Consider the following 25653-nt stretch of genomic DNA (forward strand, 5'->3'; position numbering starts at 1 on the left):
TGCTGCCACGGGGAGGGATTTATATTTTTATCTTCCCAGTAGAATCTTCTTGATGTCATTGAGCTTGTTCAATGCCTCTACCGGAGTGAGATTGTTCACATCCAGCCCGAGTATTTCATCACGTATCTGCGTCAGTACAGGATCATCGAGCTGGAAGAAACTGAGCTGCACACCATCCTTAGGTTCATCGATGTGCTGTACGTTCGGTTTACCGGCACCGCCAACCCCGGCATTGTCATCCTCCAACTGTTTGAGAATCACATTGGCACGGTTCACAATGCTGCGGGGCATACCGGCAATCTCTGCCACATGGATACCGAAAGAGTGCTCACTGCCTCCCGGTTCCAGTTTACGCAGGAAGATTACCTTTCCGTCCACCTCTCTCACACTCACATTGAAGTTCTTGATGCGAGGGAAGTTCTTCTCCATCTCGTTGAGCTCATGATAGTGGGTAGCAAAGAGCGTACGTGCCTGCGCCTTCTTATGTTCGTGCAGATATTCCACGATAGCCCAGGCAATGGAAATACCATCGTAGGTAGAAGTACCTCTTCCCAGCTCATCAAAGAGCACCAGCGAGCGCGGAGAAACGTTGTTCAAAATGTTTGCTGCCTCGGTCATCTCTACCATGAAGGTCGATTCGCCGAGCGATATATTGTCGCTTGCACCTACACGTGTGAAGATTTTATCCACCAGTCCTACTCGGGCGCTCTCTGCGGGCACAAAACAGCCTACCTGTGCCAGCAGCACGATAAGGGCAGTCTGGCGTAGCAGAGCCGATTTACCAGCCATGTTAGGACCGGTAATCATCATGATCTGCTGTTTCTCGGTATCGAGCAGCACATCGTTAGGTACATAGCGTTCGCCAAGCGGCAGTTGGGTTTCAATCACCGGATGCCTGCCCTGCTTGATGTCGAGCACCTCAGAATCATCGACGATAGGGCGCACGTAGCGGTTCTCGTCAGATGTCTTTGCAAATGACAAAAGACAGTCCATACGGGCGATGAGGTTGGCATTGATCTGTATCTGCGGAATATACTCCTGCATGGCAGCTATCAGTTCGTTGAAGAGCTGTGCTTCCAATACTAGAATCTTCTCATCAGCACCGAGAATCTTTTCCTCATATTCCTTCAGTTCCTGGGTGATATAACGCTCTGCCTGAGCCAGCGTCTGCTTGCGTATCCACTCTTCAGGCACCTTGTCCTTAAAGGTATTTCTCACCTCCAGATAGTATCCGAAAACATTATTGTAACCTACCTTCAGACTCGAAATTCCTGTCTTTTCTATCTCCCTTTCCTGTATCTTGAGCAGATAATCCTTGCCGTGGCGGCTGATGGCACGAAGGTCGTCAAGTTCAGCATTGAATCCGTCGGCTATCACGTCACCCTTATTGACCAGCTGTGGCGGATCGGGCTGTATTTCCCTGGCGATGCGGTCTTTCAGGGTCTCGCATACGTTCAGCTGCTCGCCTACCCGCTTCAGAGCCTCGTTCGTAGCATGCTGGCATGCCACCTTGATAGGCTTGATGGCTTCGAGTGCATTCTTCAGCTGAACCACTTCGCGAGGCGAAACTCTACCCACGGCTACTTTGGAAATGATACGCTCCAGGTCGCTGATGCGATGCAGCTGGTCATCGAGAAGCTGACGGAATTCCGGTTCCTTGAAGAAATATTCTACGATGTCGAGGCGCTCGTTGATAGGTTTCACATCTTTCAATGGGAAGACCAGCCAGCGTCTGAGCATACGTCCGCCCATCGCCGTTACCGTACGGTCGATGACATTCAGGAGAGAAGAACCGTCTTCCTGCATAGGGGCAACCAGCTCCAGACTGCGGATGGTAAACCTATCCATACGCACGAACTTATCTTCTTCAATACGTGAAAGGGCGGTGATATGATTAATCTGTGTATGCTGGGTAATCTCGAGATACTGCATGATGGCACCACTGGCTATCACGCCGTTCTTGAGATGCTCTACACCGAAACCTTTCAGAGATTTTGTCTTGAAATGTCCCAGGAGTTTCTGCAGGGCTGTCTGTTCGGTGAAAACCCAGTCATCCAGTTCGAAGGTACAGTATTTGCTACCGAAATATTTCTCGAAGTCATTCTTTCGGGCACGGTCGTAGAGTACCTCTTTCGGCATGAAGTTGCCCATCAGTTTTTCTACATAGTCGTAGGTTCCCTCGCCGGTAAGAAACTCTCCGGTCGAGATATCCAGAAAGCTAACACCGCAGGCGGTCTTGCCGAAGTGTACGGCTGCCAGGAAGTTGTTCTCCTTGTAGTTCAGGACGTTATCTCCCATCGCCACACCCGGTGTAACGAGTTCGGTAATACCTCGCTTCACCATCTTGTCCATCTGGCTCAGTCCCTTCTTACCTTTTATTTCGAGTCGTTTCTTCTTCGGGTCTTCCAGCTGGTCGCATACCGCTACGCGCTTACCCGCCCTGATGAGTTTAGGCAGATAGGTATCCAGAGCATGATGAGGGAATCCTGCCATCTCGGTCGTGCCCGTAGAACCGCCATTGTTACGTCGTGTCAGCGTAATGCCGAGTATACGGGATGCCTCCACCGCATCTTCGCAGTAAGTTTCGTAGAAGTCACCGCAACGGAAGAGCAGCAGCGCTTCGGGATGTTTCGATTTCATCTCGAAAAACTGTCTCATCATCGGTGTAAGACCTTTATTATCGTTTGCCATTATCTTTTTTCTCCTTATATTATTTCTTTTAATTTACATAGTTTCTATCTACAATACTCCTCCTTAAACCACAGCCGGTATATCGGGTCAACAAAGCCAAAAGCATCGTTTTGCTTTTCGATAATATCTTTGTTCTGGAGAGTTTTCCTATTCTTGACAATCGTATTTGGATTACCAAGATTATAGATTTGTTTCACGGCTTGCGAGGAGAAATGCTGTTCACCATTGGCTATAGCCTTAAGCATCTCTATCTGGGTAGAACTGAGATTCTCCGTATCATTCTGAAACATCGGGGTATTGATGTTGAGTACCTGTTTCAATCCCAGATGATATATATCTTCCGTCACTTCCGAAACCGTGAAACTCCAGATAAAATAACACAACTGCTGGAGATACCAGGAATGGCAGGCCACGGCATAACAGATCCGCTCGGCCATCTCTGCAGAGATTGACTTTCCTGTCTTCTCGAAAGATGACAGAATGAATGGAATCCAATGCTCCTTAGCTATCTTCTGCATGAAAATCACTTGTCCAAAGCGATAAAAAGGACTATTGGAATTGTTGAAGATATTGAGCATCATGTTTCGCTTGCTGCCGTAGAGACAGTAAGAGGTAAGCTGCTGTTGCTGCCATACCGAACGCATCTTTCCCTCCATATCCTTATACTCAGGAAGATTAGCCAACTGCTGGAACTCGTCGATGCAGATGATAATCCTGATGCCCTTTTCCTTTGCCAGCAACTCAGGCAGTTGGAGAATCGCCATCTTATCACGCTCCTGTGGCACAAACTTCAGGTCGAAAGCCATGAAGTCGGTCACCTGGTCGTTGATTACAACCTGCGGTATCACACCTGTCAGGAATTTCTTTGCATCCTCTATCCATCGTTCCATTTTAGAGGAAGCACAAGCTATAACCTGACTGGCAAAAGTGCGATAAAATTCAGATTCAGAGCCGATGCTGAAGGCATCGATATAACAGATTCTTACGTTATTATCCTCATCAGCCAATTCGTTCATCGCCCTTTTCACTAGTGATGATTTACCCCATCGGCGTGGTGAAATCAGCATCACGTTGATATGGGAGGACAGTAATTGCTTCAGCAAAGCCCTGTCTTCCTGTCTGTCGATAAAATTCTCATTGGTGGCTAATGTACCAAATTGAAATGGTGATAGATATTTTGCCATATTCCTTATAATTTGGTACAAAGTTACGAAATATTACCCTAAGGTAAGTTACCCTAAGGTAATATTTAGAGTTTTTTAAATGAATATATGCTGCATTACCATAATAAAGTCGTACTTTTGTACTCATGAAAAAGAAACAATTATACATAGGGGTTCTGTTGGTTGCTTGCTGCGCGCTCGTAGCAATAGGCATCACCTTGCACCTGCTCTACCCCAAGAAACAGATACAGAACCTGGTGAAAAACCCACCGGTTCTCCGGCTCAAGCCACAGCCTGCAGATACGCTGAAGAAGAAACCTGTGAAGAAGATGGATTTCAATATCTCCGGAACTTTAAGAGATAAGGAAGGAAAGGGAGTGGCAGGCGTCATCGTGAGCGATGGATTCAACTGTGTGAAAACCGATGCACAGGGCAGATATAAGATGAAGCGAGACAGCCTGGCAAAATTCATATACTATTCTGTTCCAGCTGATTGCGAGGTCCCTACCCATTCTAAGACCGATCGCACGGCTTTCTTCTACCAAAAGGTATCCAAGGGGAAGAAAACCTATAACTTCACCCTCACCCGACTGCCGGGCGGCAAGGAGATTCACTATAAGATGATAGTCATCGGCGATCCGCAGGTTACCAATGCCTACAGCCCTTACTATACTTCTCCGGATGATAATCCCATCAAGAAGAGCGATGTAGAAAGATTCACTACCCAGACGATGGCGGATATCAGACAAACCATCAGTTCGCTGCCTGCCGGAACATCGGTCTACGGGCTCAGCATGGGCGATGATGTGCAGTATTATGGCGGCTACAACGCCAAACTGGAGCGTCAGATACGCCAGGCATTGGGCTCTTCAGAGATGCGTCTCTTCTCCGTCATCGGCAATCACGACCAGGATGGTAAGGCGCTCTACCGCAGGAAATGGGAGGAGAATTTCGGTCCTACCGATTTTTCCTTCAATCGTGGTGATGTGCATTACATCTGTATTAACAACTGCTTTTTCCATCACGGAATGGCCTATTATTCGCCGGGCGAACTGCGTGAACGCCAGGTAAAATGGCTGAAGCAGGATTTGGCCCTCACACCAAAGGATATGAAGGTGGTGCTCTGTTATCATATTCCTTTTACCTTCGGCAATGCGCCTTTCAACAAGGCGAAGCCGCTCAGCAATGCCAATGAGCAGGGGCATTATTCCTCTTCCCGTCTCTCGCTGCTGTTATCTCTTTTGAAGCCATTCAAGGGAGGATATGAACTCTTCTGCGGCCATACTCATTTTGCCTGCAACCACGAGATCAATTATCAGGGCGAGGATGTGATGGAGCATTGTCATGCTGCTGCCTGTGGCAATATCTGGCAGTCGAACATCAACATCTGCGGCACCCCGAACGGATATTATGTCTATAGTTTTGTGGGTACCAGTATCAGCAACTGCTATTACAAGGGAACCTTCTGGGATAAGAGCAAGCAGATGACCATCTTCCGTGCCCAGACCGATTTCAACGGTGAGAAATATGCCAAAGACTGGCAGTTGGCAACCAACAGAAATATCCTGGTAGCCAATGTCTTCAATGCTACCAGTCACTGGCGTGTGGTAGCCGTAGAGGATGGCAAGGAATATCTGATGCGCCGCATCAGCAGCAAGGGTCAGGATGCCTTTGCAGCCGGCTATCATCATAAGTACAGCAAAAGTGTATCCTATCGGTTCGTGAGCAAGGGGAATGGTTATCTCATCATGAACCACCTTTATTATTATACTCCTAGGAATCCGAATGCCAGAATCATCATCAAAGCATCCGATCCATACGGAAATACCTATACGGCATCGAGCGATGAGGTAACGACAGAGCCTTTCGCCAACTATGCTCATTATTACGAAAAAGAGTATAAGGAATATAAGAGTAAGAAAGATAAGATGTTGCGGGATTCTATATCTGGCAGACAGAAAGATTCACTTGCTGCAAGGAAGAAAGATTCTGCAGCAGTACAAAAATAAAAAGAGAGGGTGCGTCATAAGTTGATGATGCACCCTCTTTTTAAATATTATTTGTTCAGTTTCCAGGTAACACCATCTTTGGTGTCCTTTACCTCGAAGCCGGCTTCAGCCAGGGCATCGCGAATCTGGTCGCTGGTAGCCCAGTCCTTGGCCGCCTTTGCCTTGGCACGCAGGTCGAGAACCATATCCACTACCTTGCCATAAGCTTCTTCACGAGCATCATTGTTGGCTCCCTTCTCACTCTTCAGACCGAGCAGGTCGAAGGTGAAGAGATGCATGGTGTCTGAAAGCTCCTTCAGGTCTTCGGCAGAGATGTTTGCCTTGTGGTCGAGGGCTGTGTTGATTACGTGGCAAGCCTCGAAGAGATAGCTGATGACAAGCTGAGTCTGGAAGTCATCATTCATTGCATCGTAGCAGCGCTGGCGCAATTCGCTTACGAACTTCTTCACCTGCTCATCGCTCTGCTTAGCCACAGGCACACGCTCCAGGTCGTTCAAACCATTCATCAGGCGCTCCAATCCCTTCTGGCTAGCCTTCAATGCATCGTTAGAGAAATCTACGGTGCTGCGGTAGTGGGCAGAGAGGATGAAGAAACGGATGGTCATTGGCGAATAAGCCTGTTCCAGACTGTCGTGATTGCCAGTAAAGAACTGCTCCAGAGTGATGAAGTTGCCAAGACTCTTACCCATCTTCTGACCGTTGATGGTAATCATATTGTTGTGCATCCAGTAACGAACCATCTGGTCGCCCTGAGAAGCCACAGCTTGCGCAATCTCGCACTCATGGTGAGGGAAAATCAAATCCATGCCACCACCGTGAATATCAAAGTGGCTGCCCAAGTACTTGCGTCCCATCGCAGTACACTCGCAGTGCCAGCCAGGGAAACCATCACTCCAAGGACTAGGCCAGCGCATGATATGCTCAGGTGAAGCCTTCTTCCAGAGGGCGAAGTCAGCCTGGTTCTTCTTCTCGCCGATACCAGCCAGCTCGCGGCTCTCGTTGATAACGTTCTCCAGGTTACGTCCGGAGAGGATACCGTACTTATGATCCTTGTTATACTTCTCGATGTCGAAGTAGATAGAGCCGTTACTCTCGTATGCATAGCCATTGTCCAGAATTTCCTGAACCAGTTTCTCTTGTTCGATGATATGGCCTGTGGCATGAGGCTCAATGCTAGGAGGGAGTACGTTCAGCGCCTCCATGGCATCGTGGTATCGGTTGGTGTAGTACTGCGCAATCTCCATTGGCTCCAACTGCTCCAGGCGAGCCTTCTTCTCAATCTTGTCGTCGCCCTCATCTGCATCGTGCTCCAGGTGGCCCACGTCGGTAATGTTTCTAACGTAGCGAACCTTATAGCCCAGGTGCTTGAGATAGCGGAAGAGTATATCGAATGTGATGGCTGGTCGTGCATGACCGAGATGCGGATCGCCATACACGGTAGGGCCACAAACATACATGCCCACGTTAGGAGCGTGGAGCGGAGTGAATCTCTCTTTCGTACGAGTGAGAGTGTTATAGATCAATAATTTCTGTTCCATCTTGTATGAACCTTATTTTTATATTATTTATATTTTGAGTGCAAAGTTAATGCTTTTTTTCGAGTTATCGGGCTAAAAGGCTACAAAAAGTTTGGTTAATCAAGAAAAATACCTTAACTTTGCCACCATAATTAAAGGGAATCGCTTATGAAAGGTAGAAGATATCCTCTCGGAATACAGACTTTCAAGAATATCATAGAGGGAGATTATGTATATGTAGATAAGACCGACTTAATCTATGAGTTGGTGCATGAGAAGAAATATTGCTTTCTGAGTCGTCCTCGACGATTCGGAAAGTCACTCCTTGTCACAACCCTACAAGCCTACTTCGAAGGAAAGAAAGAGCTATTCAAAGGGTTGAAGCTGGAAGCCTTGGAAAAAGATTGGGAGAATTACCCCGTAATCCATCTTGATCTTAGCAAGGGTAAATACTATAGTATGGAAAGCCTGATAGAAACTCTGAATAAGATTCTTGAACCATACGAGGATTTATACCAAATAACTTCTGTTAGTACCGAAGCTTTTAATGTTCGATTGATTCGCATTATCAATGCCGCCAAGCAAAAGACTGGCAAGAATGTGGTTGTGCTTATCGATGAATATGATGCGCCGATGCACGACTCTATGAAAGACAAGGATTTGCAGGACAGGATACGTGACATCATGCGCAACTTCTTCAGCCCTCTGAAGGCAGAAGAGGACAATCTTCATTTTGTCTTTTTAACTGGTATCTCCAAGTTTAGCCAGCTGAGCATCTTCAGCGAACTGAACAATATCACGAATATCAGCATGTGGGACAAGTACAGTTCTATCTGTGGCATCAGCAAGGAAGAGCTCTTGGAAAATTTCCACGATGATATAGAGGAATTGGCGCAAGCCAATGATATGAACTATGAGGAGGCCTTAGCTGAACTGAGATATAATTACGATGGCTACCACTTTAGTGGGAAAGGTGCCGATATGTATAATCCTTACAGCATGTTCAATTGCTTAGAGACTCATGAGTTTGATAGCTATTGGTTCTCTACTGGCACTCCTACCTTCCTGATAGAACTGCTACAAGAGAAAAATATTGATATGCTCCAGCTAGACGATATTTGGACAACCTCCGACCGCTTCGATACTCCAACAGAGAAGATTGTTGACCCTGTGCCGGTATTATACCAAAGCGGCTATCTCACAATCAAGTCATACAATCGTTTGGCGAAATTATACAAGCTTGCCTTCCCTAACGAAGAGGTTCGCAAGGGCTTCTCCAACAGCCTCTTCCGCTATTATGCCCCAGACGGCATGGGCGACCGTGACGCTATCTACATGGCATGGGCAAAGAACTTCATCCTGAGTGCTGAGGATAATATGGAGGCATTCCTCCCTCATCTCCAGACTTTCTACAAGAAGTTCCCATACACATTGGTCAACAACAATGAGCGCCATTACCAAGCCGTGCTCTACACCATATTATTAATCCTCGGATGCGATGTTACTCCAGAGATGCCTACATCTGATGGCAGAATCGACATGGTGCTGAAAACCAAGCGCAGCATCTATGTATTGGAACTGAAATACAAGAAGGATGCAGAGGCAGCGATAGAGCAAATCGACAGCAAGGACTATCTCGCAGCCTTCGCCGATGACAGCAGAAAGAAATACAAGGTGGGCATCAACTTCTCGGAAGACCGAAGAAGCATCGACGACTGGAAAGTGGAGGCACTGGCATAACACTGCTTTTTTGCATAAAGTAAGCGATTTCTGCATATATATTCACTATTCGTAAGCTTTTTGCCTTGTATTTGCATAAAATTATCAAATTATTAGCGTATATCGAAAATTATGTGTAACTTTGTAGCCGCAAACTGTTATCAATTATCAAGAAGGCGGCTATAAGTTCCGCTAATGAGTATTAAGTTAGAAGAAAATGGCATATACAAGATTGAGTGCTGCCGAAGCGGCAGCGATGATTAACGATCAAGATACAATCGGATTGAGTGGTTTCACACCAAACGGCGTGCCTAAGGCAACCTTCCGCGAACTATCCAAGAGAGCCGTGGCTGAGCACGAGGCGGGCAGACCTTTCCAGGTGAGCATCCTCACGGGTGCTTCTACCTCGCAGAGTATCGAAGGTGACATGGCAGCAGCCCATGCCATCAAGTTCCGTGCGCCATTTTCTACCAACAAGGATTTTAGAACTCATACCAACCTGGGCGAGATTGATTATGAGGATATGCACCTCGGCCACATGGCTGAGCGCCTGCGCCGTGGTTTCTATGGCGAACTAGACCTTGCCATCATCGAAGTTTCTGATTTGGAAGAAGGCGAAACTACCTGCAAGGCATTCCTTACCTCTGCCGGTGGCATCGTTCCTACCATCGTTAGATTGGCAAAGAAGGTGCTCATCGAGAAGAATACCTTCCACAGTCCTGCCTCCCGCTATCTGCACGATGTATATGAGATAGCAGAATGCCCATTCCGCACACCTATCCCAATCTTGAATGTGGGCGATAGAATAGGTAAAGAGTATGTGGAGATTGATGCACATAAGATTGTGGGTGTGGTGGAATGCAACATCCCGGAGGAGGCGCGTGCCTTCAAACCTCTCGACCCTGTGACGGAACAGATGGGCCACAACGTTGCTGATTTCCTGGTCAGCGACTTGAAGAAGGGACATATTCCTCCTCAGTTCCTGCCTTTGCAGAGCGGAGTGGGCGTAACTTCCAATGCCGTTCTTGAGGCATTAGGACAGAACCCTAACGTGCCGGTATTCAGCGTTTATACCGAGGTGGTTCAGGATGCTGTAGTGAAATACATGCGCGAGGGAAGAATCAAGGATGCTTCCTGCTCTTCGCTCACCGTAACAAACGATACATTGAAAGAGGTGTATGATGATATTGATTACTTCAAGAAGCATCTCACCATCCGCCAGAGTGAGATTTCAAACTCTCCTGAGGTCATCCGTCGTCTGGGTGTCATCGCCATGAACACCGCCATTGAGTGCGATATCTACGGCAATGAGAACTCCAGCCATATCTGCGGCAGCAAGCTGATGAATGGTATCGGCGGTTCCTGCGATTACGAGCGCAATGGTTACATTTCTATCTTCACCACGCAGAGTACCACCAAGAACGGTTGCATTTCAGCCATTGTTCCTATGTGCAGTCACGTGGATAGCACCGAGCACGATGTGGATGTGATTGTTACCGAACAGGGAGTAGCCGATCTCCGTGGCAAAGGCCCATTGCGCCGTGCCAAAGAGATTATCGAGAACTGTGCCCATCCGGATTACCGCCCTATGCTCCGTGAGTATCTGAAGTTTGCCGAGAAGGGCCACGAGCCACAGAGCATGCGTGCTGCCCTCGCCATGCACGATACCTTCCTGAAGAAGGGCGATATGAGATTGACAGATTTCGGAGAATATCTGAAATAAGAGAAGGCCGAAAGATTGTGAAAACCGAGAAGACAAATCTTTCATAGATGACTCAGAAAAATATCGAATTATATGATAAGCGGGTGTGTCATAAGTCTAGATAATGGCAGCCGAGGACGGGCTGAAGGCCCAAAAGCTCCTAGCCCAGGGCAACGCCCTGGGTATAAAAGCAATCAGCAAGGCGCCCTGTTTTACTCTAATTGAGCAAGCTTTGAGCGTGTTTTTTAACGTTAATTATATTTAACGACCCTTGGGTCTTGCCTGATGAAGTTTGCGTCATAGTATTCACCTTTTTCCACGAGGGTGAATATGATCCTTAGCAACTTGTTTGCTATGGCATTTAGTACATAATGACGCGGCTTTTTATCTATTAAAGTACGTCTCTCGTAATACAGTTTAATCTCCTTGTTGTGCAATCTGGCGCTTTCTGCGCAGATGTACAACAAGGTCTTTGACCGTCTATTACCAATCTTGGATATATGTGCTCCCTTGTCCATTTTCCCCGATGATTTTTCGTATGGCGCAGTTCCTGCATAAGCAGCATATTGGCGCGCTGTAGTTATTTTTGTGAAATTCTCTGTTTTTACCAATAGTTCTACTGCGGTAATCAGCCCAACTCCATCGACACTTTTAACAAGCTCATAGTTGTGGCGAATGCTCTCATGTCCATTTATGACTTTCAACATTTCTTTTTCCGTCTCTGCAATTTCCGTGTCCAACATCTCTTTGATACAGTCCATGCTTCGCTTGACGGCAAGACTTCTGATAGGACGACAATCCTCGCTCTTGTCGGCTGTTATTAGCTGCTTACGCTGTTCTACAAGCATTTCTCGGTGGCGCGCCAATTGACGAAGCTCATATAGAGCCTCTTCTGGAAACGTCTTGTATTTCAGCTTATCAGGATATCTCTCTCCAAAATCTCTGAGCAGTGCACAATCCAGGACATCCGTCTTGGCACGGTCAGGGGTAGCTCTGTATCTATGGATGACATATCCACCCACAAAGGCAATCTTCACATTGCTATCCATGCAGCACTTCAAGAGAGTATCACCATAAACTCCGGTATGCTCAGCAACCAATACAGCATCGCTTGGAAGGGTTTCTAAAAACCTTCCGATACTCTTAAAATTGTTCTTTACAACCTTATGTGAAGGTTGGTTTGATACTTTTTTTGATGTCAAGTCGAAAAAACTTACGTCAAATTTCTCTTTTGCCAAATCTATTCCGTATATTTGCATTTTGAATGAAGTTTTTAATAAGAAGGGTGCTCCGTTCTGAGCGGCTACAACTATACTACGAGTCCTGTCTTGTTCTACACAAGCAGGCTAATTTACTCTCAAGCTTCTGCTCAGAAAATATCCAGTTCCCCAAACAGGGCTAAGCCTTTACTATGCTAGAAGGGGCACAGGGTTAACGCTGGATATGGAGTATTCTTCTTTTTTTATTGTACTTATCTAATTTTCTGCAAAGTTAACAAAAGTTTGCAGATATAAAGATTTTCACCTCTTTATTTTTCCAAGTGCAAATATAATAGAAAGGGCAGAAGCCCCTAGCCCAGGGCATCGCCCTGGGCTAGGGGCTTCTACCCTTTCAGGGCGTGTGGGGCTTACTTGCGAAAGTTCAGGATATTACAAAATAAAAATGGTGTTTTTTATTCGGTACCAGCGAATAAAATAGTGTAATTCTATTCGCCGTCACCGAATAAAATCAATATAATGTTATATTTTGCTATAAGAATAAAAATACACCGTTGGGTGGATGATATGGTTGTATGGTGGATAGTATCATAGATATTGTCGGTGATATTCTTGCCAACGTACTTGCCTTGGTAGCTGTCCCAAGGCGCAACAATGGAGAAGATAGCTTAATAATCATTAAGATTTTTGCAGAAACACACAATTTCGGAAATTTAGCTGTATCTTTGTATTCCTAATGGTAACAAAATTTGCATATATGACATATCAAGATATAGAAACCCTAATAACCAAGAAAGAGGGGAATAGCTTGGAGTTTAAGGAATCGACAGGTCAATTAGACCGTTCGATGGAGACCCTATGCGCATTTCTCAATGGTGAGGGTGGCACAATTCTTTATGGAGTAAGGGATGATGGAAGAATTATAGGACAAACGGTATCTGACAGTACAAAGCGTTCTATTGCAGAAGCACTCAATCGCATAGAGCCTTTTGTGGATTTAGAAATCACCTATATTACTATTCCTGACACAGAAAAATATGTCATAGTCATTTTTGTTGAGGAGCAATGTTTTATGCGCCCTTTCACATACAAAGGAAGAGCTTATCTGCGAATAGAAAGCACCACTACCGTCATGCCACAGGAACGTTACAATCACTTACTGATGGAACGAGGAGGCAAGTATGGCTGGGAAGCGATGATTAATCCGGACTTGAAAATAGCCGATTTAGACGAGAATGCTATTCTCGGTGCTGTTCGTGAGGGAATAAGAAACGGAAGACTCCCTGAAACGACAATACGTGAGGATATTCCTGTCATCTTGAAGAAATTTCGTTTGCTCAATGATGGAAGGTTGAACAATGCCGCTGCCGTATTGTTTGGGAAAGAACTGTATGATTATCCACAATGCCTGCTTCGTATGGCACGCTTTAAGGGAACTACAAAGGATGAATTTATCGACAACCAACGTGCAGAAGGCAACATATATGAACTGCTTGATGTAGCAATGGCATTCTTCTTCAAGCACCTCTCATTGTCTGGCAAGATAAATGGTCTTTATCGTGAGGAAGAACTGAGCATTCCTTACAAGGCTTTGAGAGAATGCTGTATCAACTCTTTTTGCCATAGGTCTTATCATCACCCTGGCAGTTCTGTCAGCATTGCTATTTATGATAATCGAGTAGAAATTAGAAATACGGGGACTTTCCCTGCCGACTTGCCTATAGAGCGTCTGATGGAGGAGCATGATTCCAAACCGCAGAATCCAATTATTGCCAATGTACTCTACAAAAGTAAAATTTTGGAAAGTTGGGGACGTGGCATCAGTACTATGGTGGACGAATGTAAGCGAGTTAGATTGCCTACTCCAGAGATTAATACGGATGGTAACTTTGTATGGGTCGTATTTAAATATAATAGAAGCAGTGTGGTCGTTACCCCACAGCTACCCAACAGCAACCCAACAAGTACCCAACAAGTACCCAACAAGTACCCAACAAGTACCCAACAAGTTCATGAACTTGTCTCAATAATGAATGATAATGAATATTCAGTAAAGGAAATCATGTCCATTTTGAATTTGAAGGACAGGGTAAATTTCTTGAGGAATTATCTTACTCCTGCATTGGACGAAGGGCTTGTATCTATGAAATTCCCAGAACAGCCCAAACATCCAAAACAGAAATATTTGCTTACCTCAAAAGGTAAAGCCATATTGAGCGAATAGGAACGACAAAGGGTATGGATGAAGCGTCTATCATGGATATGACGGGGCTGACGGCAGAGGAGGTGAAGCTGCTGAAAGCGGAGATGTCGATTACGAATATTACCATATAACCAAGGGTCTATACGCCACCTTTTCTTCGTGGCATATAGACCCTTGTCGCTTCCCGTGAGGCGCAATGTGTACCAAACCTGTTAATTATAAGTAATAAAAACAAAAATCTATCGTTTTTGTTACTTATGTGAAACAAAAAGAGTATCTTTGCGAAAAGTTTTACTCGTATGAAACAAAAAATATTAGAAAGACTAGGGTATTCCAATCGTATCGAACGCATGTTTGGACGTGGAATGATGATTGCATTGACGGGCCAGAGGCGTGTCGGCAAGAGTTGTGTGATGCGGCGAATTTATAATCACATCGCTGAGAATGAAGAAAATCACGTTATCTATATAGATAAGGAGAAAACCTCATTTGATATGATAGCCAACTATCAGGATCTGGAGGCTTATGTAGCAGCCAACATCGTTGAGGGTAAGGAAAACTATCTGTTTATTGATGAGGTGCAGGAGATTTCTGATTTCGAGAAAGCACTCCTCAGTATCCAATCGGATGATACCTGCCAGATTATGATTACCGGCAGCAACGCCAAGATGCTTTCGGGCGAACTGGCAACTCGCCTGAGAGGCAGATATATTGCTTATCGCATTAGAGGACTCTGCTATGAAGAGTTCCTGACGTTCCATGAACTGAAGGATGATGATGCTTCCTTGAACCTGTATCTGCAGTATGGCGGGCTCCCTCAGTTGCGCAGTTTAGGATTGGAAAATACGGATTTGGTAGAAGATTATCTTGATAATGTGTATAATACGATAGTACTTCGTGATATCATAGAGCGAGAAAACATCAGAAACATACCATTGTTGCGAACGCTGCTGAAGTTTGTGAGCGATAATATCGGTAAACAATTCTCAGCAACGAGTATTGTAAAATTTCTGAAAAGCCAGAACACCGAAACGTCTGCCAAGATGATTCTCACGTATTTGGAGTATTTAAGCAATGCTTTTATTATCGATCGAGTTAACAGATACGACATTCATGGCAAGCGACTTTTCGAGTTAGGCGACAAGTTCTATTTCGAAGACCTGGGAATCAGGAATCATATTATAGGTGGCAACAGGCGTTTTGATATCGAAAAGGTGATGGAGAACGCTGTATATATCCATTTGTGCAGGATGGGGTATAAAGTATATGTTGGTCAGATGTATAAGGCTGAGATTGATTTTGTTGCCGAGAAAGCGGATAGTGTGGCGTATGTGCAAGTTACCTATCTGCTGGCTTCTGAGGAAACGGTAGAGCGTGAATTCGGCAATTTGAAATTGATAAAAGACAGTCATCCCAAATACGTGATTTCTATGGATAGGCTTTACAGTCAAACCAATATTGATGGCATTAAGCAGGGGGTGTAATTTAAACTGTGTCAAGGCTTGTTCTTAACTTTCATTCCCACTCCCTGCTGGGGGCATGCCCCCAGCAGGGAAGCCTTTTCGGCTGCAAAGTTACATAATTTTAAATCTATCTCCAAATTTTATTGCCATTTGTTGAGAAATTTGTCCCCAATTTGCCAGTGGCATAGTCCATTTCTTACGGATGTTGCGGTAAGCTAAGTACACAAGCTTCTCCAAAGAATTATCCGTAGGAAAGACCCCTTTAGTCTTTGTGACCTTTCTTACCTGTCTGTGATACCCCTCAACCGTATTGGTCGTATAAATGAGTTTACGGATGGCTGGAGTATATTGGAAATACTCTGTCAGACGTTCCCAATTGTCACGCCATGACTTGATGACAATTGGGTACATCTCTCCCCACTTAGACTCTAACAGGTCTAAATTAGCAGCAGCGGAGTCTTTGTTTACTGCACCATATACTGTTCTTAAATCCTTGATAAACTCCTTTTGATGCTTACTGCCAACATACTTGATAGAATTGCGTATCTGATGGACAATACAGAGCTGCACAGAACTCTCAGGAAATACGCTTTGGATGGCATCCGGGAAGCCTTTGAGACCATCAATACAACAAATCAAGATGTCTCGAACACCACGGTTCTGAAGATCCGTAAGAACTTCTAGCCAGAAGTTAGCTCCTTCACTCTTAGACACATACATACCTAACAGTTCTTTTTGGCCTTCCTTGTTGATACCAAGAATGTTGTAAATGGCTCGTGTGACAGCTCTGCCATTCTCATCCTTTACCTTATAATGGATAGCATCAAGCCAGCAAATGGCATATACAGGATCGAGCATGCGAGACTTCCAGGCGGTGATTTCGGGTAATACACGGTCTGTTATAGAGCTGATTGTATCGGCTGATAGAGTTGTGTTGAACTCACGCTCAAAGTAGCTGCTGATGTCACGTGTGCTGGTGCCCATGGCGTACATCTCAATAATCTGGTCTGCCATGCCATTGGCAAGAATAGTCTCACGCTTCTTTACGGTCTCAGGTTGGAAAGTTCCGTCTCGGTCACGAGGAGTCTCTATAGTGACCTCACCATATTTTGTTTGAACCTTCTTACTCATCTTACCATTACGACGGTTGCCGGAAGAGCGTTCCTCTTCACTTAAATGAGCGTCCATCTCACCTTCGAGAGCTGAGTTGAGAATACGCTCTAACAATGGAGCTAATGCTCCGTCCTTGCCAAATAAGGCTTCACCACTACGCAACTGCTGAGCTGCTTTCTTGTAATCAATTTCTAAGTTGTCCATAATATAAAAACTGTGTTAAACTACTTTTATTGTAGCTTGACACAGTTTAGTTTACACTCTCCATTAAGCACATTCATCTGCGAGATTTTCTGGAAATGACTACTTTGGTTTGATGCTAGGTAGATTATGAATATCTCCATATAATCAAGGGTCTATACGCCTCCTTTTCTTCGTGGCATATAGACCCTTGGAACAACCGCAAAGTATGGCTTGATAATTATTTTTCAGAGAATTGGTATTCCTTCAGCTTAGGACTTTACCACATTTCTTCATTTTTATCATCCGGAATTCCATTATTAAACTCTGGTTGCGACCCTGTCAGCATCTGTTGGGCTTTTATCTCATGCATCTGCATTTCTGGTTTTATATATTCTTTCTTCATATTGTGTTACTTTTATTTGATTATTACTTTCTTGTTGTTCTTGATGTATATGCCCTTTGTCGGATTGCTTATCTTTCTACCTTGGAGGTCGAAGATTCCTTCAATAGTGCCATGACGCTGCACGTCAGTACCCATAATGGTGATTCCATCTATGCCTGTTGTCTCGTTGCCGCCACCGAATACAAAGCTGCGAGTGAGTGCTGCCGATGATGGATCTTTTGCTTCATTTTCAGATACTTTCAGATAAGCCTTTCCTGGAGTCGCCTTGAGCCTTGTTCCGTTGTAGCTATTGTTAGCTTTGTCCACACCGAGGTAGAAGCCGAGACCTTCTTTATTTGTATCATTTTTATATGTGAGACGATAGAGTATATAACCAGTTGCTGTTACAGTCTGAGCTTCAGCTGGTGTAGCCACAAGGTGATTTTCATCAGAGGAAGCTGCTGTCAACCCATTTGTCTCCTTTGCCTTTGCATTGACATACTCTCCGTCAGTCTTTAGTAGCACACCCTCTTCCTTTGCCACTTGGTCGTCGCTGCGTTGTGTCAATGTCATCTTGCCACCGCTTACCGTTGCGTTGTAGACATAAAGCTTTCTGTCTGATGGAACAGAAAGGTTTGCATCGTTTGTCAGATTGCTGAATGTTGCCCAATATGTATCGTTGTCGCCCTGTGCTGCCTTGATTACTTTATAGTCAGAGCCGGGAACGGGAGATGGGTCTATGCCTAAATGCTGTCCCCATACCTGCTCGCCTAAGCCTTTGCCATTCAGCAGCCATGCCACCTCGCCACTTTCAAACTGCTTTTTGAACATTATCTCTGCCTTGTCTTTCTCATCCTTCTGATTTCCTATACCGCCTGTGGCTGTGTCACTAAGATAATAGCAATAATTTATTACATTGTGGTTAATTCCGCACACGCCGCCGACAAAATCACCTGTTCTATGACCATGAACAGAACCTGTGTTATAGCAGCTTTTGATTGTGCCCTCCTGGTTAATTCCGCACACGCCGCCGACACAACCTTCTCCTTCTACTTCTACAGTGCCTTCATTAAAGCAATTTATTATACTTGTACCACTATTATATCCGCACACGCCGCCGGCAAAATCACTTGTTCCTTTGACATAACCTGTATTTTTGCAATTTTTGATAGTGCCGCCGCTGTAAGTCGTGCCGCACACGCCGCCTGCTATACGATTGCCAATTACAGTGCTGCTGTTAGAACAGTTTTGGAGTTCGCCTCCATTATTCGTTCCGCATACACCTCCCCCCAGCATATCGAACTTAAAATATGAATCCAAAACTCCTACGTTGGAAATCTTGCCGTTGGCTTCTATGTAGCCAAACAAGCCAACATTACTTTCGCTAGGATTATTGAAATACAATCCGCTGATGGTGTATCCCTTGCCATCAAAGGTGCCAGTATATGGAACATCAGATGTACCAATAGGTTCCCATTCTGTAAGGTCACCTTTGCTTGCCAGATTTTTATTTTCGTCAAGAACGCCCGTGTTCACGGTAATGTTATCCGTGAGGATTGCATTGGCAGATGCATTTCCCCCCCCCATTCACCAGACGTGCAAACCAATAAAGTTCGGCAGCATTACTAATTTGATATGGGTTTTCTACGGTGCCTTCACCTTTCGGTGGGGTTGGAGTAATACTTTTCGCCAACATCATGGTTGGCATAATCATGGTTGTCACGAACAAGAGCATCGTGAAAAACCATCGCGATTTTACAAAATTCTTTTTCATATCTTTTGTTTTTGAATTAATAATATCCTGTAGTCTTGAATCATGGCATAGCTCATGACTATGGCGAACAGCAGAAGAAACAATGCCACTATAAAATAGCCTATTCCTCTTTCATGAAAGTCTCTATCATATTTTCCAAGGTGCAAAGATAGTGTTTCTTTTCGAAAAAGTGTCGCATTCCTATAAAAAAGTGTCTACTTTCTATGTTTTAGGTGTTTACTTCCTGCAAGTAGCCCCCCTTTTAAACGATTTGTTCCCTTCAGTGATGCGTTTTCCTGGTATTTATCGAAAAATGGTTAATCCTGCTTTTTATCCTCCGGGGCTACATTTTCAGTGGTTCAAGTACGGACGAAAAGCCCAAAGAGGGTGTGTCATAAGTCTGTGACGCACCCTTTTTTTTGTGTGTTTCTGTATATTCTAGTTGAATCGTAGTCTTTCTTCACAAAGGGAATCTTATTATATTGTATAGAAACTTTACTTTTCTTGTTTTATCGATAACAAAACAGCCCCAAAGCTCACAAAAGGGCATAATTGTCCCAGACGGTAAAACTGTCCAAATTGAGTTTTATCGTTTTATCCCCAAATATTTCTTCAAATTGAATCCTATACCGAACAACCCTATGTCCATGTAAACTTTGTCCTTTCCGAAATGCCTGAATCGCTTATAATGCATATCTGCCTTCATCTGCCCAAATACAGCTTCCGGCTCTATCGGTCGCTGGCTTCTGTGTTTCAAGCCCTCTTCAGACGTTAGTAGCAGGAAGGCTTCCTTTTTATATGCATTCAGTTTATGGTTGACATATATGGTTCTGTTGCCTTTGGATTTCTTGCAGAGACTTCCAAGCGGACATCCATCACATCGTTGTGCTCTATATAATGTAATGACAGACACATAGCCGGAGTCACTTTTCGTTTGCCGTTGTCCACAAGGTTCCATGTGTTGTCCCATGGGGCAGACATAATAGTCATCATCCCTGTTGTAGTAGAAGTTCGCTTGGTTGAAGGCATCCTCCTTGAAAGGCTTATGCTGTTCCTTGTGAAACCAGTTGTACTTTACATAACCCATCATCTCTTCCATCTCTAGGTACTCGTAGTTCTCCTCCGAACCATACCCTGAGTCTGCGGTGACGCTCTTGGATTGCTTTCCATATCTTTTCTTGTACTTATCCAAAAAAGGCTTGAAGGTCAGGGTGTCTGTTGGATTGGGATAAAGGGCGAAATTCGTCCAATATTGATTCTCTGTCGCAATTTGAAGGTTATAGGCAGGCTTTGTCTGCCCATTGTTCATGGCATCTTCCTTGAGGCGCATGAAGGTCGCATCGGGATCAGTCTTGGAGTAACTGTTTCTCTCGCCCAGTATATCCAGTGATTTTTCATACTCGCGCAGTTTGTCCGAGGCTTTGAACAAGTGATCTATCTGAGTATTTAGCTTTTGCTTCTCTCTTCCTGTAAGCTTTGCCTTAGGAAGGTTCTTAGCTTGCCTCTCACACAAACGTGCACTTCTCTCTACATCCTTGGCGGAAGTGGCTGGCTCGCTGTCTTCTTCCTTAATGTCACTCCCGCCATTCAGGCGAATTTGTTCTTTTATCTGAGCCAATGCAGCAGAGGTCTTTTCCAAGAGCTTAGCCCTGTTCTTTTCCACAGTCTTCTTCCATACAAACGTGTACTTGTTTGCTTTCGACTCTATCTTAGTGCCATCAACATATTGTTCCTCCAGACTAATCACGCCCTTTTCAGCCAATATGGAGACGACTGCATCAAAATAAAAGTCGATGCATTTAATCATATGATGGGATCTAAAGCGGTTGATTGTTGCGAAAGATAATTGCTTACCTCCACAAATCCACATATAGCGAACATCGTATTTAAGTGCGTCCGCTATGCCACGACAGGAATAAACGCCATTGATATAGGCAAAAACAACTAAACTTAGAAGCATCTTCGGACTGTAAGGAGGAGCACCAATCCCATCATAGGTATCCATGAGAGGGTTGATGTCCATACTGCGAACAATACGATCCACCATACGAACTTTGCTGTCTTTTGGCACATAATCATCGAAAGAGTTAGGAAAAAAGCTCAATTCGTGCCGAGTTTCAGATTTTATTTGTATCTTTGCCATACTTAAAGAAGTTTTCTGCAAAGATACAAATCTTTTGCGGAAAGGCAAAGCCCGAGCTTGTGAAAGTTTGGGCTTTGTTGTAAATAAAAATGTTTTTTAAAGATTTCGTATCTGTGAAAAGGCAAAAAATAAAAAGGGGTGCGCCACAGACTTATGACACACCCTCATAAACTATTAACTATAAACTTCACACAGTTCCCAGTATCTGTGAGCAAGGTCGTGGATGAACTTTCGCCCTCGTTCGGTCCATACGAGATAGGTATGGGTATAGGCTCTGCCCATCTTCTCCTGTCTGCCATCGCTCTTCGGGTCAAGGAAGGCGCTGTAGCGGGTGCGGCTCTTTGCCAAGCCCATGTGGGCGTAATCGGCATAGAGGAGATACTGACCGCTCTGGTAATACTGGATATGCAGAGCGCAGAGCGAGCGGTTCAGCTCCTGGGCAGTGATACCGAGTTCCTTCGCAATCGGCGTAGTAGTGAAGCAGGAAACGGAATCGAGCACGTTATCGCTATAGAGCGCCTTAGGCAGAAGATTACCCACCTGATTCTCCAACTGGATGATGTTATCACCATTCTTGGCGATGCGAACCACCTGTTCGTCTACCACATCATTCAAGCGGCGGATTTCTGTATCCTGTTCGCCGATAAGCTTCTTCTGCTGTTCAATCTGCAGGCGCTGTTTCTTCAGCAGATTCTCCTTCTCCTTGAGCGTAGCACGGAGGATTTCTTCTGCATGACGGATTGTCTCCTCATCGCTTTCGCCCGGCTGAACCGGAATATAACCACCCGTCTTGCGAATCTGTGGCAGCACATCAGCCGTAACCCAGTTCTTGAACTTCACGGCAGTAGAAAGCTTAGAGCCGAGAACCAAAGCATAGAAACCGCTCTCGTTAACATAGAGCATCTGTTGGGTTCGTATTGTTCGGCTTCCATCCTTACGTAGACGGCCCAAAAGTTTGACCCCTTGTTTCAAGGTGTCATGTGTGTTAACTAATTGATACACTGCGTTATAGGATTTTTTGTACCCCAGTATATCACAGACATCCTTTGCACAGAACAAAGGTTCTCCGTTCTCATCGGTCAAGGTACGAATCTTACCGAATTCAGGATTTTCAAACACGACAGCAGCTGCTGCCTTCTTATCCATTTCTACTTTTTTATTTGTATTAACTGACTTTACCATAATAATTTGTTTTTAAAAATTAATCACTAAAAATTCAACATTCAAAAATCAACATTCAACATTCAACATTCAACATTACAAAATCGTAATCCAAACGCTCTCCTCCCGTTCCCTTGCTGCGGTAATGGCATTGATAAGCCGATGCAACCAGATGCGGGAATTAAAGACGGCACCTTGTAATTTATTTTCACCTACCAGAATGCAGCCCTGCGTATCATCGGGATAATTACCGGCATGAATGCGGATGCCCTCAAAATCAGGAACACCCTGCACCAGCGGAAGCCACTTCTTAAACCTCGGCGATTTCGAGATAACAACAGGATACGAACCTTCCGGTATCGCCGTATGCCCCGGTATCTTGCGGGCTTTCTTGCCCGATACCCTGCTATATCTACCATCCTCCTCTTCCGGCTTCAGTTCGACACCCAGGAGGTTTCTCCACGTAGGCTCCAGGGTATCACAGAAGTAATGCTCCTTGTCCAACTTCGCCTTATCGAAGCTGTGCTCAAAGATACGCTTGTCGCCTATTTTTACCCCCGAACGCCAGGTACGCTTCACGTCCTTATCGCTCAGGATATAAAGATGACCTATCGTATAAGTCTTCTTCTTTGCTATTCTTTTTACTACTATTTCCATACGCTATGAATTCTCCTTTCGGAATTTAAGTTTAATAAAAACTGAGGAACTGAGGAATTGAGGAACTGAGTCGTTCTCCTTAGCCCTGATGTAATGGCGATTCTTCCAGTTTCCCAACATCTTGGAAGTACCTTTCTGACTCATCCCGTTTGCTACACGCAAGTCTATCACCTGCTGGTAAGTAAACTCATCCGGCAACTGCATCAGCATGTTGGAAGGTCCTCGCTTGCTCGACTTCTCGCCAGTATCATTCGCCCTCTTGATGGCATCACCGAAGAATCGCATCTTGCAGTAGAGGTCGTAACGCTCGCTCCAGCGGATGAACTCGTCAATCTCCGGCTCCCATTTGCAACCGTTCGCCACATACAGCACACACGCCTTCAGGTAGGCGATGACGTTGGCACGGAAAGAAAGATTCTCGTAAACCCTGTCCTGAGACAGACGTGAAAATTCCGCATTCTCATCCTTCAGTTTGAGGGCAAGTTGGAATGCCTCAGGGCAGTCAATCAGTCCCCTGGCGTTGTTCAGATTCTCGATATAAGGCTTCAGCGCCTCACGGTAAGCATCATCGTAATCGCCGTAAACAGGCATTTCGTCACCGATTTCACGCTCCGGAATGGTACAGAAATTGATACGGCTTATCGGACCGTCTGTCAAAACTTTTGAGAAGTAGCGCTGCCCCTTCTGGATGGTGGTAGATGCGTTCCAGTTGAACCTGATCGTTACCCTTTCTGTCACACTTTGAACGCCCACGCGTTGTTGGCCAAAGAGGTTAAAGGGGTCAAAGGCGAGGCACATGATGCGGAACTGCTGGTTACCGCTACCCCGGAGAGCATCAAACTGGTCCAGCTCATTAAGCGAAGTATAAAGGAAACGCCCCTGCGCCTCTGCGGTTCGCATCACGAATGCCGGACTGGTCATATCAGCATCAATCTCCTGGATAACAAGATTATCCGGTCGCTTGCGCTTATCCTTATTGGCACCCTTGCGCGTCACCTCCTCCTTCCATTCCTTCTCACGCTTCAGATTCTCCGCATCCCGCTTTCTTATATCCTCCATGATATACCTAATCGGCTTATCCACAGATGATTTACCTGCGCCCGTACCGGCAAGCAAGCAAGTAGAAAGCGTAGCCTCATGTACTACATTGTCAATATACCGGAAGCTCGTCTGCCAGAGATGCGTAGCGAGCGGTGGGAAGATAGCGTGCGCCACAGCCGGCTTATAAATCTCCGGTGTCCGAGATATCAGCAGTTCTACCAGCTTCGGCAGTTTCTCCGGCATCGCTGGCGGTTCGGGATAATCCTCCTCGGTACTTTGACCTTGGAACATTGAACTTTGAACTGTATGATTACCATCTGCCCTATTAACTTTCAACTGTAAACTATTAACTTGTTGGCTGGCTTGTTTTTCCGCCAGCGCATTCACCCTTATCACATCCCTCGACATCGGCTTCGAGCTGTCAGCATATTTCGCATAGAAATCATGTATCAGCTGATGGCAGTCATCCTCCTGATAGTAGCTTGGCATTTTCGTCCTCACAACCTTCATCAGTTCCTCCTCGCTCATCACCCTCGAAGCGCCTGCGCTCATGATGGCGAGCAGCGAAGAGTGCCGTGACCCGACGGTATCAATCGCCATCCCCTCAAGCCCAGCCGACTGCACGAACAGATCAAAGGCTATCAGATTCTTCTCACTGGCCTCTCCCAGTTCACCAGAGCCATAATTGCCTCCAGGATTCCCGAGATGAGAATCATCAGCATGATTGCTATTACCAGATTGGGCAGGCTGAACAGCAGTGCCAGCAGGAGCAGCATAATCGCCACGATTGCCCGAAAGTCTATTGTTTTGAACATTGTCATTACTATTAACTGTAAACTGTAAACTATTAACTTTTGCATCCCCTCTTCCGTCTACGGTCAACCCACGGTCGAGAAAAGCCTTTCTTCGAGCCTGAATCTCGCTCTCCGGCAGCACTGCGCACCACATTTTAGACCGGTAGATTTCCGAGTCCTTATCCGTCAGGAAAATCATCCTCTCAGGTGTGATGCAGCTTTCATCATAAGGCACACCGAGCGCCTCACAATACGCCTTCTGCGTCTCTTCGATGGTCATCCCCACCGGCATTCTAATCCCGATATGCAGCTTTTTGCGAGCGCTATAACAGAGATGCAGCAACGAGCCGTTCCATATCCCCGAAGAGCAGTTCAACTCGCGCGCCTTCTCAATCGCCTTCTCCACATACTCCTTATCATCCACATCGATAATCGTCTGGAAGAGAAAGCTTTCCGGCAAGGCATTCTCCTGTCTGCGCACATTATTCTTGAACATGCCGTAGTGCGGACAGAAGAAAGGCAGCTCGCTCTTCAGCCTCTCCTGCGCCTTCTTCACCGCCTGCGCATCGTTCAAATCCACTCCGTCAATCGGCAATTCACCCCGAATCTGCTGAATCATCTTTTTAACGGCAGCCGATTCAATCACCTTATCATAAGTATCGATATTGTAAGAAAAAACTTTCCCCTTATTACCCTTGCGATAAGGATTGATTGCCACTACATGTACTGTCTCCATTTTACC

General features: G+C 45.3%; 17 protein-coding genes. 5 read left to right on the forward strand and 12 right to left on the reverse strand.

The annotated features are described in order from the left end of the window. Positions 1–27: 27 nt before the first annotated feature. Both mutS and RCO84_RS13220 read right to left on the reverse strand, forming a co-directional pair. Positions 28–2691: a DNA mismatch repair protein MutS gene (mutS, locus tag RCO84_RS13215; RefSeq protein ID WP_006848893.1), complete on the reverse strand. Its 2664-nt coding sequence runs from the start codon at positions 2689–2691 to the stop codon at positions 28–30. Positions 2692–2735: 44 nt separating this feature from the next. Beyond that, the gene (locus RCO84_RS13220) at positions 2736–3875 is read right to left on the reverse strand and encodes an AAA family ATPase (protein WP_317585351.1); all 1140 of its coding nucleotides are present in this window, start codon (positions 3873–3875) and stop codon (positions 2736–2738) included. A 125-nt stretch (positions 3876–4000) separates the two neighbouring features. Here RCO84_RS13220 and RCO84_RS13225 point away from each other — a divergent pair, with 125 nt between their 5' ends. Continuing rightward, the gene (locus tag RCO84_RS13225; protein WP_317585352.1) at positions 4001–5863 is read left to right on the forward strand and encodes a calcineurin-like phosphoesterase C-terminal domain-containing protein; all 1863 of its coding nucleotides are present in this window, start codon (positions 4001–4003) and stop codon (positions 5861–5863) included. A 47-nt stretch (positions 5864–5910) separates the two neighbouring features. Here RCO84_RS13225 and cysS read toward each other — a convergent pair whose 3' ends face one another. Further along, the gene (cysS, locus tag RCO84_RS13230) at positions 5911–7401 is read right to left on the reverse strand and encodes a cysteine--tRNA ligase (RefSeq protein ID WP_299333948.1); all 1491 of its coding nucleotides are present in this window, start codon (positions 7399–7401) and stop codon (positions 5911–5913) included. Positions 7402–7548: 147 nt separating this feature from the next. On the opposite strand from cysS, the gene RCO84_RS13235 reads away from it, so the two are divergent. After that, a complete protein-coding gene (locus RCO84_RS13235) occupies positions 7549–9120 on the forward strand; it encodes an ATP-binding protein (protein WP_287796611.1) in 1572 nt (523 codons plus the stop codon). Between the two features lie 196 nt (positions 9121–9316). After that, a complete protein-coding gene (locus RCO84_RS13240; RefSeq protein WP_317585353.1) occupies positions 9317–10822 on the forward strand; it encodes an acetyl-CoA hydrolase/transferase C-terminal domain-containing protein in 1506 nt (501 codons plus the stop codon). A gap of 230 nt (positions 10823–11052) precedes the next feature. Here RCO84_RS13240 and RCO84_RS13245 read toward each other — a convergent pair whose 3' ends face one another. Further along, the gene (locus tag RCO84_RS13245; RefSeq protein ID WP_317585354.1) at positions 11053–12060 is read right to left on the reverse strand and encodes an IS110 family transposase; all 1008 of its coding nucleotides are present in this window, start codon (positions 12058–12060) and stop codon (positions 11053–11055) included. Between the two features lie 715 nt (positions 12061–12775). Here RCO84_RS13245 and RCO84_RS13250 point away from each other — a divergent pair. Together RCO84_RS13250 and RCO84_RS13255 are read left to right on the forward strand one after the other, a co-directional pair. Beyond that, positions 12776–14242, forward strand: coding sequence for a Fic family protein (locus tag RCO84_RS13250; protein ID WP_317585355.1), 1467 nt, complete (start codon positions 12776–12778; stop codon positions 14240–14242). Between the two features lie 278 nt (positions 14243–14520). After that, complete coding sequence (locus tag RCO84_RS13255) at positions 14521–15705, forward strand: ATP-binding protein (protein WP_317585356.1); 1185 nt, start codon at positions 14521–14523, stop codon at positions 15703–15705. Between the two features lie 90 nt (positions 15706–15795). On the opposite strand, the gene RCO84_RS13260 is transcribed toward RCO84_RS13255, so the two are convergent. The 8 genes from RCO84_RS13260 to RCO84_RS13295 all read right to left on the reverse strand — a co-directional run bounded on the left by RCO84_RS13260 (position 15796) and on the right by RCO84_RS13295 (position 25647). Beyond that, the gene (locus RCO84_RS13260) at positions 15796–17001 is read right to left on the reverse strand and encodes an IS256 family transposase (RefSeq protein WP_317584872.1); all 1206 of its coding nucleotides are present in this window, start codon (positions 16999–17001) and stop codon (positions 15796–15798) included. A gap of 256 nt (positions 17002–17257) precedes the next feature. Further along, positions 17258–17383 (reverse strand): hypothetical protein, encoded by a 126-nt coding sequence (locus RCO84_RS13265; RefSeq protein WP_294823236.1) that lies wholly within the window; start codon positions 17381–17383, stop codon positions 17258–17260. 12 nt (positions 17384–17395) lie between these two features. Then, complete coding sequence (locus RCO84_RS13270; RefSeq protein WP_317585357.1) at positions 17396–18949, reverse strand: GLUG motif-containing protein; 1554 nt, start codon at positions 18947–18949, stop codon at positions 17396–17398. Next, a complete protein-coding gene (locus RCO84_RS13275) occupies positions 18906–19136 on the reverse strand; it encodes a hypothetical protein (RefSeq protein WP_317585358.1) in 231 nt (76 codons plus the stop codon). Before RCO84_RS13275 ends, RCO84_RS13270 begins: the two co-directional genes overlap by 44 nt. A gap of 565 nt (positions 19137–19701) precedes the next feature. Then, complete coding sequence (locus RCO84_RS13280; protein WP_317583344.1) at positions 19702–21258, reverse strand: IS1182 family transposase; 1557 nt, start codon at positions 21256–21258, stop codon at positions 19702–19704. A 174-nt stretch (positions 21259–21432) separates the two neighbouring features. After that, positions 21433–22440, reverse strand: a complete 1008-nt coding sequence (locus tag RCO84_RS13285) for a phage antirepressor (RefSeq protein WP_317585359.1) — start codon at positions 22438–22440, stop codon at positions 21433–21435. Positions 22441–22515: 75 nt separating this feature from the next. Next, a complete protein-coding gene (locus tag RCO84_RS13290; RefSeq protein ID WP_317585360.1) occupies positions 22516–23076 on the reverse strand; it encodes a DUF5675 family protein in 561 nt (186 codons plus the stop codon). A 3-nt stretch (positions 23077–23079) separates the two neighbouring features. Further along, positions 23080–25647, reverse strand: coding sequence for a hypothetical protein (locus RCO84_RS13295; protein WP_317585361.1), 2568 nt, complete (start codon positions 25645–25647; stop codon positions 23080–23082). Between the last annotated feature and the right edge of the window lie 6 nt (positions 25648–25653).

It is taken from the genome of Segatella copri, assembly GCF_949820605.1.
In the GTDB taxonomy this organism is placed as follows: Bacteria; Bacteroidota; Bacteroidia; order Bacteroidales; family Bacteroidaceae; genus Prevotella.

Bases quoted from the DNA above. Each gene is read 5' to 3' on its own strand.
- mutS (WP_006848893.1), bottom strand. From the start codon at position 2,691: ATGGCAAACGATAATAAAGGTCTTACACCGATGATGAGACAGTTTTTC.
- RCO84_RS13220 (WP_317585351.1), bottom strand. From the start codon at position 3,875: ATGGCAAAATATCTATCACCATTTCAATTTGGTACATTAGCCACCAAT.
- RCO84_RS13225 (WP_317585352.1), top strand. From the start codon at position 4,001: ATGAAAAAGAAACAATTATACATAGGGGTTCTGTTGGTTGCTTGCTGC.
- cysS (WP_299333948.1), bottom strand. From the start codon at position 7,401: ATGGAACAGAAATTATTGATCTATAACACTCTCACTCGTACGAAAGAG.
- RCO84_RS13235 (WP_287796611.1), top strand. From the start codon at position 7,549: ATGAAAGGTAGAAGATATCCTCTCGGAATACAGACTTTCAAGAATATC.
- RCO84_RS13240 (WP_317585353.1), top strand. From the start codon at position 9,317: ATGGCATATACAAGATTGAGTGCTGCCGAAGCGGCAGCGATGATTAAC.
- RCO84_RS13245 (WP_317585354.1), bottom strand. From the start codon at position 12,060: ATGCAAATATACGGAATAGATTTGGCAAAAGAGAAATTTGACGTAAGT.
- RCO84_RS13250 (WP_317585355.1), top strand. From the start codon at position 12,776: ATGACATATCAAGATATAGAAACCCTAATAACCAAGAAAGAGGGGAAT.
- RCO84_RS13255 (WP_317585356.1), top strand. From the start codon at position 14,521: ATGAAACAAAAAATATTAGAAAGACTAGGGTATTCCAATCGTATCGAA.
- RCO84_RS13260 (WP_317584872.1), bottom strand. From the start codon at position 17,001: ATGGACAACTTAGAAATTGATTACAAGAAAGCAGCTCAGCAGTTGCGT.
- RCO84_RS13265 (WP_294823236.1), bottom strand. From the start codon at position 17,383: ATGAAGAAAGAATATATAAAACCAGAAATGCAGATGCATGAGATAAAA.
- RCO84_RS13270 (WP_317585357.1), bottom strand. From the start codon at position 18,949: ATGGGGGGGGGAAATGCATCTGCCAATGCAATCCTCACGGATAACATT.
- RCO84_RS13275 (WP_317585358.1), bottom strand. From the start codon at position 19,136: ATGAAAAAGAATTTTGTAAAATCGCGATGGTTTTTCACGATGCTCTTG.
- RCO84_RS13280 (WP_317583344.1), bottom strand. From the start codon at position 21,258: ATGGCAAAGATACAAATAAAATCTGAAACTCGGCACGAATTGAGCTTT.
- RCO84_RS13285 (WP_317585359.1), bottom strand. From the start codon at position 22,440: ATGGTAAAGTCAGTTAATACAAATAAAAAAGTAGAAATGGATAAGAAG.
- RCO84_RS13290 (WP_317585360.1), bottom strand. From the start codon at position 23,076: ATGGAAATAGTAGTAAAAAGAATAGCAAAGAAGAAGACTTATACGATA.
- RCO84_RS13295 (WP_317585361.1), bottom strand. From the start codon at position 25,647: ATGGAGACAGTACATGTAGTGGCAATCAATCCTTATCGCAAGGGTAAT.